Origin of the sequence: Spongiimicrobium salis (assembly GCF_043678055.1) — a bacterium.
GTDB classification, from domain to species: Bacteria; Bacteroidota; Bacteroidia; order Flavobacteriales; family Flavobacteriaceae; genus Spongiimicrobium; species Spongiimicrobium salis.
This window is the reverse complement of the sequence record NZ_JBHEQA010000007.1, coordinates 1-18511: the sequence shown is the minus strand read 5'-3', so window position 1 is coordinate 18511 and position 18511 is coordinate 1. Positions and strand designations below refer to the sequence as shown.

12 protein-coding genes and 1 tRNA gene are annotated in these 18511 nt (G+C 39.9%); 5 read left to right on the top strand and 8 right to left on the bottom strand.

Annotated features, from left to right (window positions below; all coding sequences use genetic code 11):
- Positions 1 to 15: 15 nt before the first annotated feature.
- Positions 16 to 936 carry a PorP/SprF family type IX secretion system membrane protein gene (locus ACEXOE_RS21330; protein ID WP_394750898.1) on the top strand — a complete coding sequence of 307 codons (921 nt, stop codon included), beginning with the start codon at positions 16 to 18 and terminating at the stop codon, positions 934 to 936.
- An 11-nt stretch (positions 937 to 947) separates the two neighbouring features.
- A complete protein-coding gene (locus tag ACEXOE_RS21325) occupies positions 948 to 2885 on the top strand; it encodes an OmpA family protein (RefSeq protein WP_394750897.1) in 1938 nt (645 codons plus the stop codon).
- Between the two features lie 284 nt (positions 2886 to 3169).
- Here the strand turns inward: ACEXOE_RS21325 and ACEXOE_RS21320 are convergent, their stop codons facing one another.
- From ACEXOE_RS21320 to nhaD, 7 genes are all read right to left on the bottom strand, one after another.
- Complete coding sequence (locus ACEXOE_RS21320) at positions 3170 to 3802, bottom strand: hypothetical protein (RefSeq protein ID WP_394750896.1); 633 nt, start codon at positions 3800 to 3802, stop codon at positions 3170 to 3172.
- Between the two features lie 194 nt (positions 3803 to 3996).
- Positions 3997 to 4071, bottom strand: a tRNA-Val gene (locus tag ACEXOE_RS21315).
- Between the two features lie 60 nt (positions 4072 to 4131).
- The gene (locus tag ACEXOE_RS21310) at positions 4132 to 5343 is read right to left on the bottom strand and encodes a bifunctional folylpolyglutamate synthase/dihydrofolate synthase (RefSeq protein WP_394750895.1); all 1212 of its coding nucleotides are present in this window, start codon (positions 5341 to 5343) and stop codon (positions 4132 to 4134) included.
- Positions 5344 to 5349: 6 nt separating this feature from the next.
- Positions 5350 to 6243, bottom strand: coding sequence for an energy transducer TonB (locus ACEXOE_RS21305; protein WP_394750894.1), 894 nt, complete (start codon positions 6241 to 6243; stop codon positions 5350 to 5352).
- Positions 6243 to 6629 (bottom strand): ExbD/TolR family protein, encoded by a 387-nt coding sequence (locus tag ACEXOE_RS21300; protein ID WP_394750893.1) that lies wholly within the window; start codon positions 6627 to 6629, stop codon positions 6243 to 6245. Before ACEXOE_RS21300 ends, ACEXOE_RS21305 begins: the two co-directional genes overlap by 1 nt.
- 4 nt (positions 6630 to 6633) lie before the next feature.
- Positions 6634 to 7326: a MotA/TolQ/ExbB proton channel family protein gene (locus ACEXOE_RS21295; protein WP_394750892.1), complete on the bottom strand. Its 693-nt coding sequence runs from the start codon at positions 7324 to 7326 to the stop codon at positions 6634 to 6636.
- Positions 7327 to 7376: 50 nt separating this feature from the next.
- Positions 7377 to 8711 carry a sodium:proton antiporter NhaD gene (gene nhaD, locus ACEXOE_RS21290; protein WP_394750891.1) on the bottom strand — a complete coding sequence of 445 codons (1335 nt, stop codon included), beginning with the start codon at positions 8709 to 8711 and terminating at the stop codon, positions 7377 to 7379.
- A 241-nt stretch (positions 8712 to 8952) separates the two neighbouring features.
- Here nhaD and ACEXOE_RS21285 point away from each other — a divergent pair, with 241 nt between their 5' ends.
- The 3 genes from ACEXOE_RS21285 to ACEXOE_RS21275 all read left to right on the top strand — a co-directional run bounded on the left by ACEXOE_RS21285 (position 8953) and on the right by ACEXOE_RS21275 (position 16403).
- Positions 8953 to 10095 (top strand): acyl-CoA dehydrogenase family protein, encoded by a 1143-nt coding sequence (locus ACEXOE_RS21285; protein WP_394750890.1) that lies wholly within the window; start codon positions 8953 to 8955, stop codon positions 10093 to 10095.
- A gap of 324 nt (positions 10096 to 10419) precedes the next feature.
- Complete coding sequence (gltB, locus tag ACEXOE_RS21280; protein WP_394750889.1) at positions 10420 to 14928, top strand: glutamate synthase large subunit; 4509 nt, start codon at positions 10420 to 10422, stop codon at positions 14926 to 14928.
- A gap of 8 nt (positions 14929 to 14936) precedes the next feature.
- Entirely contained in the window at positions 14937 to 16403 is a 1467-nt protein-coding gene (locus ACEXOE_RS21275) for a glutamate synthase subunit beta (RefSeq protein ID WP_394750888.1), read from the top strand.
- Positions 16404 to 16466: 63 nt separating this feature from the next.
- Here ACEXOE_RS21275 and ACEXOE_RS21270 read toward each other — a convergent pair whose 3' ends face one another.
- Complete coding sequence (locus tag ACEXOE_RS21270; RefSeq protein WP_394750887.1) at positions 16467 to 18206, bottom strand: T9SS type A sorting domain-containing protein; 1740 nt, start codon at positions 18204 to 18206, stop codon at positions 16467 to 16469.
- Positions 18207 to 18511: the final 305 nt, after the last annotated feature.

Here is an 18511-nt window from a genome sequence, read left to right as displayed (position 1 = left end):
AAAAAAATTAAATTGATGAAAACACATTTCAAAACGGGAGTAATCCTTATCGCTTTATTCATTTCTGGGATAGCAACAGCACAACAGGATCCCCAATTCACCCAATACATGTATAATACGCTCACCGTGAATCCGGCTTACGCTGGTTCCAAGGGGCATTTATCCGTACTAGGTCTCTACCGCACACAATGGGTAGGTATCAACGGAGCGCCTACCTCACAGGTCCTATCACTGGACGGTCCTGTACGAAAGAATATAGGCCTTGGGCTTGTGATTACCAATGATGAATTGGGTCCATCCAACGAAGTATTTGTAGATGCCAATTTTTCCTATACCATTCGCTTGGATGAGGATAACAAAAGGCTATCCTTTGGTTTAAAGGGAGGTGGTCGCATGTTCAATGTAGATTTTTCTAGAGGACTTACCGAAAATCCGGATGTTGCCTTTCAAAATAATATCGAAAACCGATTCTTCCCTACTATTGGCGCCGGAGTATACTATCATTCTTCCAAAGGATATCTTGGTTTCGCCGTACCTAATTTCTTTTCGGAAGATCATTATGATGGGGAAACACAAGAAATTGCTACGGAGCGCTTGCATTATTTCCTCATTGGAGGAAAAATAATGGACCTCAGTCCAGATTTAAAATTTAAGCCGGCATTTTTTGTGAAATGGGTCCCAGGAGCACCGGTCATTGCAGATATTTCCGCTAATGTTATGATCAAGGAAGTCTTGACCTTTGGTTTGGCCTACCGCTGGGATGATTCTGTCTCCGGTTTATTGGGTGTACAAATTTCTCCTGCCCTCAAATTGGGATATGCTTATGACCTAACTACTACAGATCTCAGGAATTATACCACTGGAACGCACGAAGTTTTCTTGCGATTTGATTTAAAGACGATTGAAAAGAAATTAAGATCCCCCAGATTCTATTAAGATACCACCCTATGAAAACAACAATAACTACACTATTTCTGTTAGTATTCTTGCTAACCTTTAGTCAAGAAAATCAAAACAGTGCTGATAAAAGCTTTAATAATCTCTCCTATATAAAGGCAGCAGAACAATATGAACGTATGGTACGGAACGGAGATGATTCCAAAGAGGTCTTACAGCATTTAGGAGACTCCTACTACTTTAATACAGACATGAAAAATGCGGTGAAATGGTATGGACAATTGTTCTCCAAATACGAACATGTCTTGGAACCAAAATACCTATTTCGTTACATCCATGCGCTAAAAGGAGTGGGTAATTATCGTTTGGCCAAAGGATTGATGAAGATCTATAAACACGATACCGGCGCATCAAACTTTTCGGTGGCCCAATTGAAGGATAACGACAAAAAATTAGATGCTCTTCTAAAGCAACAGCCACAATTTTATATCACTCACTTGTCCATTAATACGCCAATGGCCGATTTTGGCTCTACTTTTTACGAAGACAAAATTATATTCGCTTCGAGTAGAGATTCCTTGAATTTACATACCCGACTTTATGAATGGAACAGACAGCCTTTTCTGAATCTTTTTAGTGCGGACACTTTGGATATAGGCTCTGACTTGGTCGAAGTCCATTCATTTTCTAAAATCATCAACACAAAATACCATGAAGCTTCCGTATCGTTCACACCCGACCAGAAGACCATGTATTTTACAAGAAACAATTATACGGACAAGAATTTGGAACGCGATCAAGAAGGAACCAATCATTTAAAAATTTATAGGACCTTTTTAAAGGATGGTACTTGGAGCTCTCCACAAGAAATTGCGATTAATAATGTTGCCTATTCTGTGGGACAACCCGCTCTTAGTCCCGATGGCAAAAAACTCTATTTTGTTTCCGATATGCCCGGTAGTATTGGAGCGACCGATATTTTTGTGGCTGAAATTCTTGAGGATGGTACTTTTTCCCAGCCTAAAAATCTAGGTCTAGGTATAAATACCAGTGGTCGGGAAATGTTTCCCTATATCACCGCAGGAAAATTATATTTTGCCTCTGATGGACATTTGGGATTAGGGGGACTGGATATTTTTGAAAGTACTATAAACAATGGATTCTCCAAGCCTGTAAATCTTGGGAAGCTTTTAAACAGTTCAAAAGATGACTTTGGGTACATTGTCAATGAAAATACGGGAAGGGGATATTTCTCATCCAATAGGGAAGGTGGTACTGGAGATGACGATATTTATTCTTTTCAACGTTTAGACAAAGAATGCCATCAAACTGTAGAAGGAATAGTGACCAGAACATCCAATGCGCAACCCCTAGACGATGTTTCGGTACAACTTTTAGACAGCACTGGAGTTATCTTAGAAGAAACCACCACGGGTATGGAGGGTATATTTCGCTTTGATACCCTCTTAAGTTGCCTGACTTCTTATCAAATCCAAGTATCAAAAACTGGATACCATGAAACTTTGCAAGATTTCACGACCACTAATGAAATTGGCTTTGACAACACTATTCCCCTTAAAATAACCAGAATATTGGAAGAATGGAGTACCGTAGAACAGGGTGTCCGAAAAATAAAAATAGACCATATCTTTTTTGATCTGAATAAGGCCGAAATTAAATTTGAAGCAGCTATGGAATTGAACAAAATTGTGACCATCATGAAGGAATATCCAAAAATGATCATTAAAATAGAATCGCATACCGATGCCAGGGGCAGTGATAATTATAACGAAGCTTTATCCGATAAAAGGGCAAAATCTACAGCGGAGTATATTATTTCCCAAGGTATTGAATCCCATAGAATTAAGAGTGCTATTGGGTATGGAGAAAAAAAATTATTGAACGGCTGTAGTAATAATGTGCAGTGCTCGGATAGGGCCCATAATATCAATAGACGATCGGAATTTATTATTCTCAATCTGGATTGAGATTTGGAGCTTAAAAGAAGTATTGATTACGAAAAAGAAGAAAGCCTGGGAACCACCCCAGGCTTTAAATTTTATTTCCGGGAACCACCCCGAAAAATAACCAAACCAAACTTACAAAATTATGAAACTCTAGTATTCTAAAGTGTTCCCTCTTATAGTCGAGCCCTTTTTTGATTACTTACAGAAAAAATCAAAAAATAGTATTTTATCCTATTGATTTGATAGAAATATTTATTTAACATACTGATTACCAGTATATTAATCATTTAATTTTTTTTTTAAAATTAATCAACGGAAAAAAAGAACTCACCTTTTGATTGTTGTACACTAGGTATTGTTGAGGTAATACCGCATTTTGTCAATCCCAAAGCATTAGGGTTATCCTCTAATTGATATTGCTCCAAGAGTTCTGTATTTAAATTGGTATTTCTAATAGCTACTGGCTCTAACCAACTCAAAACAAAGTCCCCTCTATTTACAGGCACAAGACCTATTTCATATTCATATTCTTGTCCATTTTCCGTTAGAGGGCCTTGTGCTATAAGTTCTGAATCTGGACAAGCCCCCAGAAAATCAATGCTTCCAATGCGAGTAACCCATTGAAATTCATCAACAGCTTCCCTAGTATTACTATTTCTATCTGCCGTTTTCAAGCGCATAACACTGATAATATCCCTGATGAATGCATTTTCATTGGCGATGGAATCTCCAGGAGTTCCGGTAGCAATCATAGAAGATACTTTTCCGTTAATCCAGAGGGTATCATTTACGGAAAAAATAGGGCCTGCAGATAGGGTTACCGCAGTTTTGTTTCGTGGGCCAATTTCCAGTCCCAAATCTTCCTCTTCACATAAGATGGCAAGCAATAAGGGAGAGAGTCCCACAAGCAATAAAGCAATTTTGATTTTTTTGATCATTTCCTTTGGTTTAGTACTAAAACAACTCAAATGGATTTCACCCTACATCATAGCTTTCTTGGAGAAAATGTTTCGTAAAGAATCCGGGCATAGAAGCTTGCTACTTTGTACTATCCAGACCAATCATTGCCAATAGAAGAATATAAAGAAGTGTAAAATAAAAAACCCTCGCGGATGCGAGGGTTTTTATGTTGTGGGCCCTACTGGATTCGAACCAGTGACCCCCTGCTTGTAAGGCAGGTGCTCTGAACCAACTGAGCTAAGAGCCCTTAACGGGGTGCAAATATAAGATAGATTTTTTGTTGACCAAAAGAAAAATGAAAAAAATATCACACAACTTCAGCAACGACAAATGTACTTCCTCCAATGTATATAAAATCTGTTTCCAATGCGGCATCCAAGGCTACTTTATAGGCTTCAGTCACAGTAGGATACGCATTCCCCTTAAAGCCAAGTGCTTTGGCTTTTTCCGCCAAGACTATTTCATCCAACCCTCGTGGTATATCTGGTCTGCAAAAATAGTATAGGGCATTTTTAGGAAAAAGTGGCAATATGGCATCCAGATCTTTATCAGAAACCACTCCCAATACGATATGTAATTGGGTATACGGCTGTTCTTCCAATTGTGCCAGGACTATAGACAGTCCTTCCTTATTATGTGCCGTATCGCAAATAACCGTTGGATTGCTCCCCAGTTGCTGCCAACGTCCTTGCAATCCGGTATGCGCCACTACTTTTTTCAATCCATTTTTGAGCTGTGTTTCATTTACTTCAAAATCCTTCAATAAGGCGATTACGGACAATACTCCTTTCGTATTTTTAACTTGATAGGCTCCCAATAAATCCGTGGCGTACAAATGATGTTGTTCGCTATCTGCAAAGCTTATGGGGGCTCCCACTCTTTTTGCTTCGGCCATAAAAGTTTCCGCAGTTTCTTCTTGATATTCACTGATGACAACGGGAACATTTTCCTTCATAATGCCCGCCTTCTCTTTAGCAATATCGGCTAAAGTGTTGCCTAAAAAATCCATATGATCATACCCAATATTGGTAATCAAGGAAACTTCGGGAACAATGATATTGGTAGAATCCAATCGCCCTCCCAAACCTACTTCAATAATAGCAACATCTACTTTTTCCATGGCAAAATAAGAGAACGCCATTCCCACGGTCATTTCAAAAAAAGAAAGCTGTGCTGTCTTAAAAAAAGTATCGTTGTTCGCTATGAACTGGGTCACATAAGTTTCCGGAACCATGCGTCCGTTGATCTTGATGCGTTCCCTAAAATCTTTGAGGTGGGGAGAAGTATATAGGCCTACCTTATAACCGGCCTCCTGCAGTACCGCAGCCAACATATGGCTGCTAGAGCCTTTCCCGTTGGTCCCTGCTACATGAATACTTTTAAATTTGGTCTCAGGGTGATTCAGATGCTCCGAAAAATTAAGAATACCGTCTAACTTTCCATGAAATGCTTGTTTCCCTTTTTGCTGGTACATTGGAAGTTGTGCAAACATCCAATCTAAGGTTTCCGTATAGGTCATGCAGAACTATTCTCCCAATTTAAAATTAACAACGACAAAACCAACTTGCTTATTTGGAGCATTGGAGTCTAGGTTCCATTTATGTAAAAAAGCTGTTTTACGCGCAGGCTCCAACAAACAAGGGTCATTATTGGTGGTGCCTTTCACTCCAGGAGTGGCACTGATTACTTTTCCATTCCTATCTACAACAATTTTCACTACTACCCTACCTTCTTCATTACATTCTTGGGGTACCTTTCCTTTATTGACCAAGGACCTTCCGTTAAGGCCAAAGCCTCCAGTGCCGCTTCCAGAACCGGGACTGCCATAATAACTACTGGCATAAGGGTCTCCATTGGGTTGCCCTTTATCTCCTGCTCTTGAATCATTTCCTTCTCCTCCAGTGGTTTTACCATCGGATTTACTCACTCCACCTATAAGAGCGTCCAATGCCTTCTTCTTTGCTTCTCGTTCTCGTTCTGCTTTTTCTTCGGCCCGCTTTTTTTCCAAGGCCTTTCTATCCGCTTCTGCCTTGGCTTTTTTAGCAGCTGCATCTGCTTTTCTTTTTTCTTCCCGTTGTTGTTTAATCCGGATAGATTCTTCGCTTTCCTGTGTCAGTACCTTTTCCGCAGCAGGCGTCTCTTTTACCGTTTCTTGGGGCGTTTCCTCTTGCACTTGTGTTTCCTTCTGCTCCTCAACAGGTTCAATGGGTTTATCCACAGGTTCCGATCGGATTTTTTCTCGAGGTTGTACACGTCCGCTTCCAAAGTTCGTAGTACCGAAATTTACGGAAATTCCGTTTTCTATAGGCGGATCCATATAGGTAAGTCCGATATAAAAAAGCAATAAAAGAAGAACACTTAACAATATGGTAGTAAGTGTAAAGGATTTTTTCTTGTGTCTCGTGTCTAATACTGACATTAATTGGGTCGCACCGCTAGGATAACCTTATAATTGTTCCTGTTGGCAATATCCATTACATTCACCGCTTCTTTGATGGCAACGTTCTCTTCTGCTCTAAGGATAATTGTAGGTTTTTCTTGACCTTCCAGTGCTTTTTTTAATTCAATTTCAATGTACTCTCCGTTAATCTTCTGATTGTTCACAAAATATTCCAGATTCTTATTGATGCTTACGGAAACATTTTGTGTATTGGTCGACTTCCCTTTTGCTTTTGGCAATAGTAAGTCCAGGGCATTGGGCGAATTGGAGGTCAACATAAAGAAGACCAACAATAAAAAAACAATGTCTGTCATGGAGGACATACTAAAATCCGGACTGACTTTATTTCTTCCTTTCAGCTTCATACCCTTATACCGGTTCGTTTAACAAATCTAAAAACTCTACTGCATTGGCTTCCATTTTATGCACCACCTTATCGGTACGGTTCACCAAGTGATTATAGCCAATATAGGCAATGATTCCTACGACCAATCCGGCAACTGTTGTCGTCATCGCCGTATAGATTCCTGATGCCAAGGACCCCATTTCTGCCTGTCCTCCGCTACTTGCCATTTCATGGAATGCCAAAATCATACCAATTACGGTTCCCAAGAATCCAATCATAGGTGCAGCACCTGCCACCGTAGCAAGAATACTAACATTTTTTTCAAGTTTATACACTTCCAAGGTACCCGCATTTTCAATAGCGGTATTGATATCATCCAAAGGTTTGCCAATTCTGGACACTCCTTTTTCGGTCAATCGGGCTACGGGGGAATCGGTCTGCGCACATAAAATCTTAGCAGCATCCAATTTACCGTTCATCACATGATCCCGGATTTGATTCATAAAGTTTTTATCGATTTTGGAAGCAGCCTTTATGGCAAAAATGCGTTCAAAATAGATGTATAGCGCCACAAAGAGCAATACAAAAAGGACCGTGATAATGATAACACTACCGGTCCCACCATTTACAATTAAGTCGATGACCGAAAGGGTTTTTTCTTCAGATAAAGCTTCCCCTATTTCAGCATCTTCAACAAGATCTTGAAAAAATAACATATGTTTTCTCTAATTACAGTTGCCTTAATAACGATATTTTACGGATTAAATTATCCGTGCAACACAAAATTTCTCATTACTACGAAGACTGCTGCTCCTGCCAAAAATCCAACAAAGGCCAACCAGGCAATTTTTTTGAAGTACCAAAAGAAATCAATTTTCTCCATTCCCATGGCCACTACCCCAGCAGCAGAACCTATAATTAGCATACTACCTCCCGTACCTGCAGAATAGGCAATAAAGTGCCATAAAGGATCATCTGTACCTTCGGGAAACATTCCCATACTTGCAGCTACCAAAGGAACATTATCAATAACAGCAGAACCTACCCCAAAGAGCATGACTACAATATCTGTATTGGGAATAGCTGCATTGAGACTCCCGGCATAGTTAAAGAGATATCCTAAGGATTCCAGAGCCGCTACGGCCAATAAAATTCCTAAAAAGAAGAGAATACTGGGCAATTCTATTTTGGACAAAGAATGGTGTACCGGACTGTGATGCCCAGTTTTATCATCTCCTTCCAATTCCAAACCAGTGATACTGAATTTAGAATTGCTATAAATTTCAGCAAAAGTAGCTACAACGGCCAAAGAAAGCATCATGCCCACATAGGGAGGCAAATGGGTCAATGTCTTAAAAAATGGAACAAACACAATAGCCCCTAAACCAAGGTACAACATGGTGGAACCAAATTTGGATTTCTGTTTTTCTTCTCCCATATCCCCATCGATTTCGCCACTAAACACTTTAAATCTGGAAGCGATCAAGGTAGGGATTACCATACAAACGATGGAAGGAAGCAACACATGAATCACCAATTGACTGGCAGAAACTTTATCTGCAATCCATAACATGGTGGTAGTAACATCTCCGATTGGTGACCAAGCACCCCCTGCATTGGCCGCAATAATGGTCATCCCTGCAAACCACAAACGTGTTTCCCGATCTCTGATCACCTTTTGAAGAATGGTAATCAATACGATCGTAGCCGTTAGGTTATCTATAATAGCAGAGAGAATAAAAGCCAATATTGCAAATAACCATAATAGTTTGCGCTTACTTTTGGTTTTAATATACCCTTTAATTGTAGCGAACCCATCAAAATAATCAATAATTTCCACAATAGTCATGGCTCCCAAAAGGAACACCAGGATTTCTGCGGTCTTGCCCAGGTGATGGAGGAGAATTTCCTCAATATGGGTGGGTGCCAATTCCCTCAACTCTGCATTTACCTCAAAGACATCCATATGAGCCAAAGCAATAATGGCCCACAAAATAGCCATCATGGCCAATGCCGGAATCAGTTTATCTATTTTAAGGTTATGTTCCAAGGTTATTGCCAAATAGCCCGCCAGGAATACAATGATGATTATGGTTTCCATATTAGAGTTCTTTTTTAGTGTTTGTTGTTCTCATACTCGAAGTACTATCTTTCAAAAAAATCGAGTACGTAAAAATATTGAATTGCTTTTAAACTACCCTTTCTTTGGCTTTAAAATATTTCCCAAGGGAAAAAGGAGGTCTTTTAGATGTAAAATATTACTAAAATCAGGGGATTGCATATTAAATAATTGACAACATAGACGTATATTTGCAGTGATTTTTTAACAATAGTATAAAATTATGGACTTTACATTATCAGAAGAACAATTAATGATCCAGCAAGCCGCTAGGGATTTTGCGCAAAATGAATTGCTTCCCGGAGTGATTGAACGGGATGATGCGCAGGAATTTCCTACAGAAGCCATGAAAAAAATGGGTGAATTAGGGTTTTTAGGCATGATGGTAGATCCAAAATACGGGGGTAGCGGATTGGACACACAGTCTTATGTTATTGCCATGGAGGAATTATCCAAAATAGACGCCTCGGCCTCTGTTGTAGTTTCCGTAAACAATTCTTTGGTATGTTGGGGGTTGGAAACTTTTGGTTCCGAAGCCCAGAAAGAAAAATACCTGACCCGTTTGGCCAGTGGTGAAGCTATTGGTGCGTTCTGTCTATCTGAACCAGAAGCAGGGAGTGACGCAACTTCACAAAAAACAACAGCCTTGGACAAGGGAAATCATTATGTAGTCAATGGAACAAAAAACTGGATTACCAATGGGAATACCGCTGAAATTTATTTGGTCATTGCCCAAACTGATATTGAAAAAGGCCATAAAGGGATAAATGCATTGATCATTGAAAAAGGAACTCCAGGTTTTGAAATAGGCCCTAAAGAAAACAAACTGGGTATCCGTGGGAGCGATACACACTCTTTACTATTCAACGATGTTAAAGTTCCCAAAGAAAATAGAATCGGTGAAGATGGTTTTGGATTTAAATTTGCCATGAAAACCTTATCCGGAGGCAGAATAGGTATTGCGGCTCAGGCTTTAGGTATTGCTGCCGGTGCCTATGAATTGGCAAAAAAATATTCTAAAGAACGAAAAGCTTTCGGTACGGAGATCAGTAATCACCAAGCCATTGCCTTTAAATTGGCCGATATGCATACGCAGATCCAAGCAGCCCGTCATTTGGTATACAAAGCGGCTTGGGACAAAGACAATGGTCATAATTACGATCTTTCGGGGGCTATGGCTAAACTATATGCCTCACAGGTGGCCATGGACACTGCCGTTGAGGCCGTGCAGATACACGGTGGAAATGGATTTGTAAAAGATTATCATGTAGAACGTTTAATGCGCGATGCTAAAATCACTCAGATTTACGAAGGCACATCAGAAATACAAAAGATTGTAATTTCACGAAGTATCTTAAAAGATTGATTTAAAATAAATATCTAAGTAAGGGCACCCCTATTTTTTTAGGGGTGCTTTTTTATTTTTATTAGTTTAAAAACAATTTAGGATTCAAAAATAGGGGCATTTGTTAAAAAAAAACCAAAATGTATTCATTGCAACCCTTTTTTTTTCTTAAAACTGCATTTTTAAAAATCAATATTGTCATAATCTTAATTTAGGGCAGGCAAAAATTTAGATATAAGAATTTTTTAATGTTTTATTATAAACGTTGTCTTTTTTATTGAGTTTATATAAAATTCATAAAAATACTTCATGTAATATGATATTTTTGAGGAAATACCATAATTTATGAAGTTGAAAAAACAGGGATTATATCTACCGGAATTTGAGCACGACAATTGTGGTGCCGGATTTATTTGCAGCCTGAAAGGAAAGAAATCCAATGATATTATTCATAAGGCATTGGAAATTTTGGACAAGTTGGAACATCGCGGAGCAGTCAGTGCAGATGGAAAAACCGGAGATGGCGCAGGAATTTTAATTGATATTCCACACGATTTTTTTCAGTCCGAATGTAATTTTGAACTCCCTAAACCAGGAGAATATGCCGTAAGTAATGTTTTTCTTCCACAAAAGAAGAATCAACGGGAGTATTGTATTTCTATTTTCGAGGAACAAATTGAAAAACAAGGACTCCGCCTATTGGGTTGGAGGGATACTCCAGTGAACAAAGCCGTCCCCGGTAGAATTGCAGCAGAAACTGAGCCTTTTGTAAAACAATTATTTGTAGCTAAGAGTTCAGAAGACCAATCCTATTTTGATTTTAATTTAAAGCTATTCATTGCCCGAAAAATTACAGAGCATACCATTACAAAATCCAAACTTTCGGAACAGCAATTCTTTTATGTACCCAGCTTATCCACTAAGATCATCATTTTTAAGGGGCTGTTAATGCCCAACGATATTAGCTTATATTATAAAGATTTAATGGACCCCCGAGTGGTTACCAGGTTGGCTTTGGTCCATCAGCGATTTTCTACCAACACCTTCCCAACATGGGACTTGGCCCAACCATTTAGGTATATGTGTCACAATGGAGAAATCAATACCCTGAGAGGAAATGTGACCCGAATGCACTCCAGAGAGGAATTACTGAAAAGTGATTGGTTTGGAGACGACATCAAGAATATTCTGCCCCTTGTGCTACCCGGGAAATCAGATTCTGCTACCATGGATATGGTTGTTGAATTACTATTAATGACCGGCAGATCCCTACCAGAGGTGATGATGATATTGGTTCCGGAAGCCTGGGAAAAAAACACGGAAATGTCCGGAGCAAAACGCGCTTTTTACGAATATCATTCTTGTATGATGGAGCCATGGGATGGCCCCGCCTCTATTCCTTTTACCGATGGCAACTATATTGGGGCCGTATTGGACAGAAATGGGTTACGTCCCTCTAGATACTCGGTGACCAAAGATGGTTATGTGGTGATGTCTTCCGAAACGGGAGTGGTAGAATTGGAACCAGAAAATATAGAATTACACGGCAGGTTGGAGCCAGGCAAGATGTTTCTAGTAAATATGGAAGAAGGTCGCATCGTCAATGATGAAGAAATCAAAGAAAAAATTGCACAACGATATCCTTATAAGGAGTGGCTGGACAATAACCTAGTACATCTTAAAGATATTCCCTACAATGACTGTCCTCTTTTTTTAAATGAAGCTTCATTGGAAAAAAGAAAATCTGTTTTTGGGTACACCTTGGAAGATATCAATACTATTATTCTTCCTATGGGGAAAACGGCCAAAGAACCTATTGGTTCCATGGGAGCGGATACACCAATAGCAGTGCTATCGGAACGACCTCAATTGATTTATAATTATTTTAAACAATTGTTCGCTCAAGTAACTAACCCTCCCTTGGATGGAATACGCGAAGAATTGATTACCGATATCAGCCTCACCCTAGGAAGTGACCACAATATTTTTGATTTCTCCGAATTGCATTGCAGGAAACTTAAGATCCAAAATCCTGTAATTTCCAAAGAAGACTTGGACAAAATAAAGAACTATGACGCCAGTCCAGATTATAAAGTACTTTCCATTCCAATGCTGTACGATATTTCCAGGGGACATAACGGTCTGGAAGATGCCTTGGACGCTATTTTGAGCGAGGCATCTGCAGCTGCGGACAATGGCACCAATATTATTATTCTTTCAGATCGAAATGTAAATCAAGAGAAAGCCCCAATTCCGGCATTATTGGCCTGTTCCTATGTCAGTAGCGGATTGCAGCGCTTGCGCAAACGTTCCAAATTGAGCATTATCATAGAATCCGCAGAACCTAGAGAAGTACATCATTTTGCTTTACTATTTGGCTTTGGCGCCAGCGCAATCAACCCATATTTGGTCAACGAAATCATTGCCGAGCAGATCGAAGCCAATGATATTACCGAATATTCTTTTGAAGAAGCCATCAAGAACTACAACAAAGCCATTGGAAAAGGGATCCTCAAGGTCATGAATAAGATTGGTATCTCCACTTTAAATTCGTATCGAAGTTCCCGATTATTCGAATGTATTGGGATTCAAACTAAAGTGGTAGACAAATACTTTCCCAATACTCCTACCCGAATTCAAGGCATTGGTTTGTATGAAATTGAAAAAGAAATTGCCAAACGCCATCAAAAAACATTTCAGAAACAAGAAATTGCTGCCAATCTAGACGTTGAAATAGGCGGGGAATATCGCTGGCGCAGGGATGGAGAAAAACATATGTTCAATCCATTATCCATAGCCAAACTACAACATTCGGTTCGCACCAATGATCCTAAATCGTATAAAGAGTATTCGGCAATGGTCAATGAACAATCCAAAAACTTGATGACCATCCGAGGTTTGTTCGAATTTTCAAATTACGACCCTGTTCCTCTCGATGAAGTAGAACCTTGGACCGAAATCGTAAAGCGTTTCAAAACCGGTGCCATGTCCTATGGTTCCATCAGCAAAGAAGCCCATGAAAACTTAGCCATTGCCATGAACCGTATTGGCGGAAAGAGCAATTCTGGGGAAGGCGGCGAAGATGTGGAACGTTTTTATAAAAACGCCACCGGAGATTGGAAAAACAGTGCTATTAAACAAGTAGCTTCAGGGCGTTTTGGAGTTACTTCCAACTATTTGACCAATGCTCAAGAAATACAGATTAAAATGGCGCAAGGAGCCAAACCCGGAGAAGGAGGGCAATTACCTGGCCCCAAGGTAAATCCGGCCATCGCAAAAACAAGGAATTCCACACCTTATGTTGGCTTGATTTCACCTCCACCCCATCACGATATTTATTCCATTGAAGATCTTTCACAATTGATTTTCGATTTAAAGTCGGCCAATCGTGAAGCCAGAGTAAATGTAAAACTGGTGTCCGAAGTCGGTGTAGGTACCGTAGCTGCAGGAGTCTCCAAGGCCAAAGCCGATGTTATCTTAATTTCCGGTTTTGACGGGGGTACTGGAGCATCGCCCCTTACCTCATTAAAACATGCCGGACTCCCTTGGGAATTAGGTATTGCGGAAGCGCAACAGACGCTGGTAATGAATGACCTTAGAAACCGTATTGTGTTGGAATGCGATGGGCAATTAAAAACGGGAAGAGATGTAGCTATCGCCTGCTTGTTGGGTGCTGAAGAATTTGGTTTTGCTACCGCTCCTTTAGTGGCCTCAGGCTGCGTGATGATGCGCGTTTGTCATTTAAACACCTGCCCTGTTGGAATTGCCACGCAAAACCCGGAATTACGGAAAAAGTTTAAGGGAAAACCAGAACATGTGGTCAATTATATGTATTTCGTGGCCCAAGAACTTCGGGAAATCATGGCCAAATTAGGTTTTAGAACGGTCAACGAAATGGTGGGGCAGGTACAGAAGTTGGATCGCAACAAAGCCATCGATCATTACAAGTCGGCCGGTATCGATTTAACGCCCATCTTACATCAGGTAGATGTGCCAAAGGGCACGAAATTCTATAATACTGAGAGACAAGAACATCATATCGAAGAATCCATAGAATTCAAAATCATTAAAAAAGCGAATCCCTCTTTATTTCGAAAAGAAAAATTGAGTTTGGATTTCCCCATCAAAAATACCGATAGAGCAGTTGGAGCAATCATTAGTAATGAAATATCAAAAGTTTATGGAGCGCAAGGGCTGCCCATTAATACCCTAAAACTGAATTTCACGGGTTCCGCAGGACAAAGCTTTGGTGCTTTTGCCACACGGGGACTGACCATGATTGTCAATGGAAACACCAATGATTATCTAGGAAAAGGGCTTTCGGGAGCCAAATTGGTGATTAAAGTTCCCGAAAAATCCACAATCGTACCCGAAGAGAATGTTATCACAGGTAATGTCACTTTATATGGAGCAACTGCCGGTAGAGCCTATATTAATGGAAAGGCGGGAGAGCGTTTTTGTGTACGTAATTCCGGGGCCAAAACCGTAGTGGAGGGAATCGGTGATCACGGTTGTGAATATATGACTGGCGGAGTTGCCGTTATTCTCGGAGAAGTAGGACGAAACTTCGGTGCTGGAATGAGCGGAGGAATCGCTTACGTTTATGACCCCAAAAAAACCTTTGAAAAAAACTGTAGTAAAGAAGGTTTGAATCTTTTGGCGGTCGAAGAGGATAAGGACATCATGCAATTAAAAGAATTAATTACCAGTCATTACAATTTTACCATGAGCCCCTTAGCGCAACGCATACTGGAAAAATGGGAAGATTGCCTGCCAAACTTTGTTAAGGTTTTCCCAGAGGAATACCGACAGGCCCTGATACGTTTGGAAAATGAAGAATTAGAAACAATATAAATCGAGATATGGGAAAGACAACAGGTTTTTTAGAATTCGATAGAAAAGACGAAGCATATACTGCTGTAGAAGAACGCATTAAAAATTATAAAGAATTTACTGTTTCCTTAGCAGATAAAGAGCTAAAGAATCAAGGAGCGCGCTGTATGGATTGTGGTATTCCCTTTTGTCATAGTGGTTGCCCGCTAGGGAATCTGATTCCTGATTTCAACGATGCAGTCTATAGAGGAAAATGGGAAAAAGCTGCAGAGATTTTACATGCAACCAACAATTTTCCGGAATTTACAGGGAGATTATGTCCTGCACCTTGTGAAGAAGCCTGTGTACTGGGTATTAATGAAAATCCGGTAACTATAGAGAATATCGAAAAGAACATTGTGGAAACTGCCTTTAAAAAAGGATGGATCACTGCTTCCCCTCCCAAATCAAGAACGGAAAAAAAAGTGGCCGTAATAGGCTCTGGCCCTGCCGGATTGGCCACTGCCCAACAGTTGAACCGAGCGGGACACTGGGTCACAGTTTTTGAACGTGATGAAAAAATAGGAGGATTGCTACGCTATGGGATTCCCGATTTTAAGATGGAAAAACATGTGATCGACAGAAGGTTAAAAGTACTGGAAGCAGAAGGAATTCAGTTCAAAACCGGAGTACACGTGGGCGTGGACCTTTTGGCTGAAGATCTAAAAAAGGATTTTGACGCCATTGTATTGTGTGGAGGTGCAACAATCCGTCGTAAGCTTCCCATAAAGGGAGCGGATTTAAATGGCGTAGTCCAGGCAATGGATTTCCTAAAGCAAAACAACAAAAGAGTTGATGGTATTACAGATTTGGGAACAGAAATAAAAGCCACCAATAAGGATGTCATAGTAATTGGAGGCGGTGATACAGGTTCTGATTGCATTGGGACCTCTATTCGTCAAAAGGCGGCTTCCGTTTCCAATTTTGAAATTATGAACAAGGGCACTGTGGAACGCCCAGTGGATCAACCTTGGCCTTTTTGGCCTATGCGACTGCGTACAAGTTCCTCGCATAAGGAAGGGGCAGAACGTTTCTTCAGTATCTCTACCAAAGAATTTATTGGAGATGGGAAAGGAAATTTAACCGGACTGATCACTGCGGAAGTAGAATGGATCAAAGTTCCGGGAAAACGTCCCACCTTAACGGAAATACCTAATACCGAGAAAGAATGGAAATGTGAATTGGCCCTATTGGCCTTGGGTTTTACGGGATCGGAAACCACCCTTGCAGATCAATTTGGTCTCGAATTGGATGCCCGCACCAACATCAAAGCAACAGCCAAAAATTATATGAGTAATGTTCCGGGTGTATTTGTTGCCGGAGATCAACGCAGAGGACAATCTTTGATTGTATGGGCCATCTCCGAAGGAAGACAAGCGGCACATCATGTTGATACATATTTAATGGGCAGTTCCAACCTTCCCCTCAAAGGAGAAGGGGACATGCCCAGAATATAGTGTGTTTTATTTATTTAATTAGTCGAAAAAAAGGCCTTTCCCTAATCGGAAAGGCTTTTTTAATTATCGTACTACAAGACGATGAGTCTCATTGGCTCCCTTGGAAAACACTTTTAGAAAGTATAATCCCGGTTTATAACTTTCAATATTAAAAGGACTTCCGGTTTTATAGACACCATCATACAAAATACGCCCTTCCGAGGAAAGTATTTGTAATTTCACCTCTTCTTCAAAACCCTTATTTTCCAATCGAAACGAAGAATATGCTGGATTGGGATAGAATAAAGTTGTTTCCTCTTCTGAAATTGCCTCATAATCTTCATTCGCAATAGGAATTCGTGCTGTTAAGGAAGTAGTGGTGCTTTGGTATTCAAAGGCACCTACATCAAAAGCTCCCATAGAAGGCCGGGAATCATTATTTATATCAATAAGAATGCCCCAGCTAGATAGATCAGAACCTACATTGACCAAACTCGAATATTCATCTGTAGGATGATACAAATCGTTTAACACATCCTGAAGCCCTAAAGTATCTATTTGTCTTGTCATGATGTTGGTATAAATTCGTGTCAAACTACTGTCTCTTGTAATTCGTTTATTGAAATCAAAATAACTTTCCTGATCCCCTTTCCACGTATTGCCCGAAGCATAATCGTTTCCAGGATCTACGACTAAATTGTTTACAAAATAACTTGGTACAGTTTCCTGGGTATTGTATTTTTTTGCGGGATCTTCGGTCAATGTGATAACAGTATTGTAATATATCCCAGATTTTTCTGGTTCAATAATGGTATTATTGGCAATGTAATAACCTTCATTGGGATCATCGAATTCATGTCGGTTATGAATTAACATTCCATGTAAGCTTGGTTCAATAATCACATTATTATACACCTTAGTACCACTTTCCACGCTAATTAGTTGGTACCCTTGCCCCAATTGGGCGGGGCCGTTCTTCGAAAAGTTATTGTAGATTTCATAAATTCCTCCTCCTATGCTCATGGCAAAATCCTGTGCATAAACATTGTCTAAGCCGTAATTGGATATTTCATTATCCCTGATAATTCCATTCGCTCGAACCAAATTTAACTGTATCCCATCCCAATCTATATCTTCCAAAATGTTATTATGGATCGTTACATTCTCCAGCCAATGTCCATATACGTATTCTCCATTGCACTTGCGGTTAGATTTCACTTTATAGCCTCCGGTAAAACCAACATAGATTCCTTCCGCACCCGTATCATGAATGTAATTATGGTGAATATTTAAATTATCTAACACAAAACCATTGCTTCTCCATGTATTGGGATCGCTACATTTAGGATCTGTTTTGGCCATAATTCCTGCAAAACCCGTATTTTGGATTTCCAGATGATCTATTTCAATATCAGAACTTAAATCTTCCACGCCAACGCCTACCGAGCCCCCATTTACGGTGGCAAGAACGTGTATTCCATAATTGTGATTGGCATCTCCGGTCCCCGTTAAACGAATAAACTTACTGCGTTTAAAAGCAAAACCGGAATATTGTTGTTCCGTTACCTCTACTTTGCCGCCACAATTTATAAATGTTACTGGATCTGTTGCCGTTCCTTCAAAGTCGTAAAATCGGAAACCTGCATAACTTCCTGCAGGGATACAGATGGTATCTCCTGGAGAATAATTTACTTGGGAAGCCCAAATTAAGTTTAAAGATGTACTTTTTAGCCCTGTTAAAGTAACATCACAATTGCATGATTGTCCAAAAATGGTGCTAGAAGTCATCCAGATAATGCTAATAATCAGTAGTTTGCCCCTCATAATATGTAGTTTTGGGTAATGGTACTAATTTTTCTTTAAAAATTAACATAAGACTACATGAATGGTAAGAAAAAACGTATATTTTGGGAAAAATTTAACATAATTGGCACAATACAGGAATTCTACATATAAGAAAGTATGTCTTCTATGCAGGTACATTCCTAACTTTAATGCATAAAAAAAGCTCCCTTACATTGCTGTAAGGGAGCTTATGTGAACCACGCCTTGGGCGCGGCGAAGAAAGGCGGCGGCCTACTCTCCCACTTGGTATAGCAGTACCATCGGCGCAGACGGGCTTAACTTCC

Coding starts and splice junctions, on each gene's coding strand:
- ACEXOE_RS21270 (WP_394750887.1), bottom strand. CDS start 18,206: ATGAGGGGCAAACTACTGATTATTAGCATTATCTGGATGACTTCTAGC.
- ACEXOE_RS21300 (WP_394750893.1), bottom strand. CDS start 6,629: ATGAAGCTGAAAGGAAGAAATAAAGTCAGTCCGGATTTTAGTATGTCC.
- ACEXOE_RS21330 (WP_394750898.1), top strand. CDS start 16: ATGAAAACACATTTCAAAACGGGAGTAATCCTTATCGCTTTATTCATT.
- ACEXOE_RS21305 (WP_394750894.1), bottom strand. CDS start 6,243: ATGTCAGTATTAGACACGAGACACAAGAAAAAATCCTTTACACTTACT.
- nhaD (WP_394750891.1), bottom strand. CDS start 8,711: ATGGAAACCATAATCATCATTGTATTCCTGGCGGGCTATTTGGCAATA.
- ACEXOE_RS21285 (WP_394750890.1), top strand. CDS start 8,953: ATGGACTTTACATTATCAGAAGAACAATTAATGATCCAGCAAGCCGCT.
- ACEXOE_RS21320 (WP_394750896.1), bottom strand. CDS start 3,802: ATGATCAAAAAAATCAAAATTGCTTTATTGCTTGTGGGACTCTCTCCC.
- gltB (WP_394750889.1), top strand. CDS start 10,420: ATGAAGTTGAAAAAACAGGGATTATATCTACCGGAATTTGAGCACGAC.
- ACEXOE_RS21295 (WP_394750892.1), bottom strand. CDS start 7,326: ATGTTATTTTTTCAAGATCTTGTTGAAGATGCTGAAATAGGGGAAGCT.
- ACEXOE_RS21310 (WP_394750895.1), bottom strand. CDS start 5,343: ATGACCTATACGGAAACCTTAGATTGGATGTTTGCACAACTTCCAATG.
- ACEXOE_RS21275 (WP_394750888.1), top strand. CDS start 14,937: ATGGGAAAGACAACAGGTTTTTTAGAATTCGATAGAAAAGACGAAGCA.
- ACEXOE_RS21325 (WP_394750897.1), top strand. CDS start 948: ATGAAAACAACAATAACTACACTATTTCTGTTAGTATTCTTGCTAACC.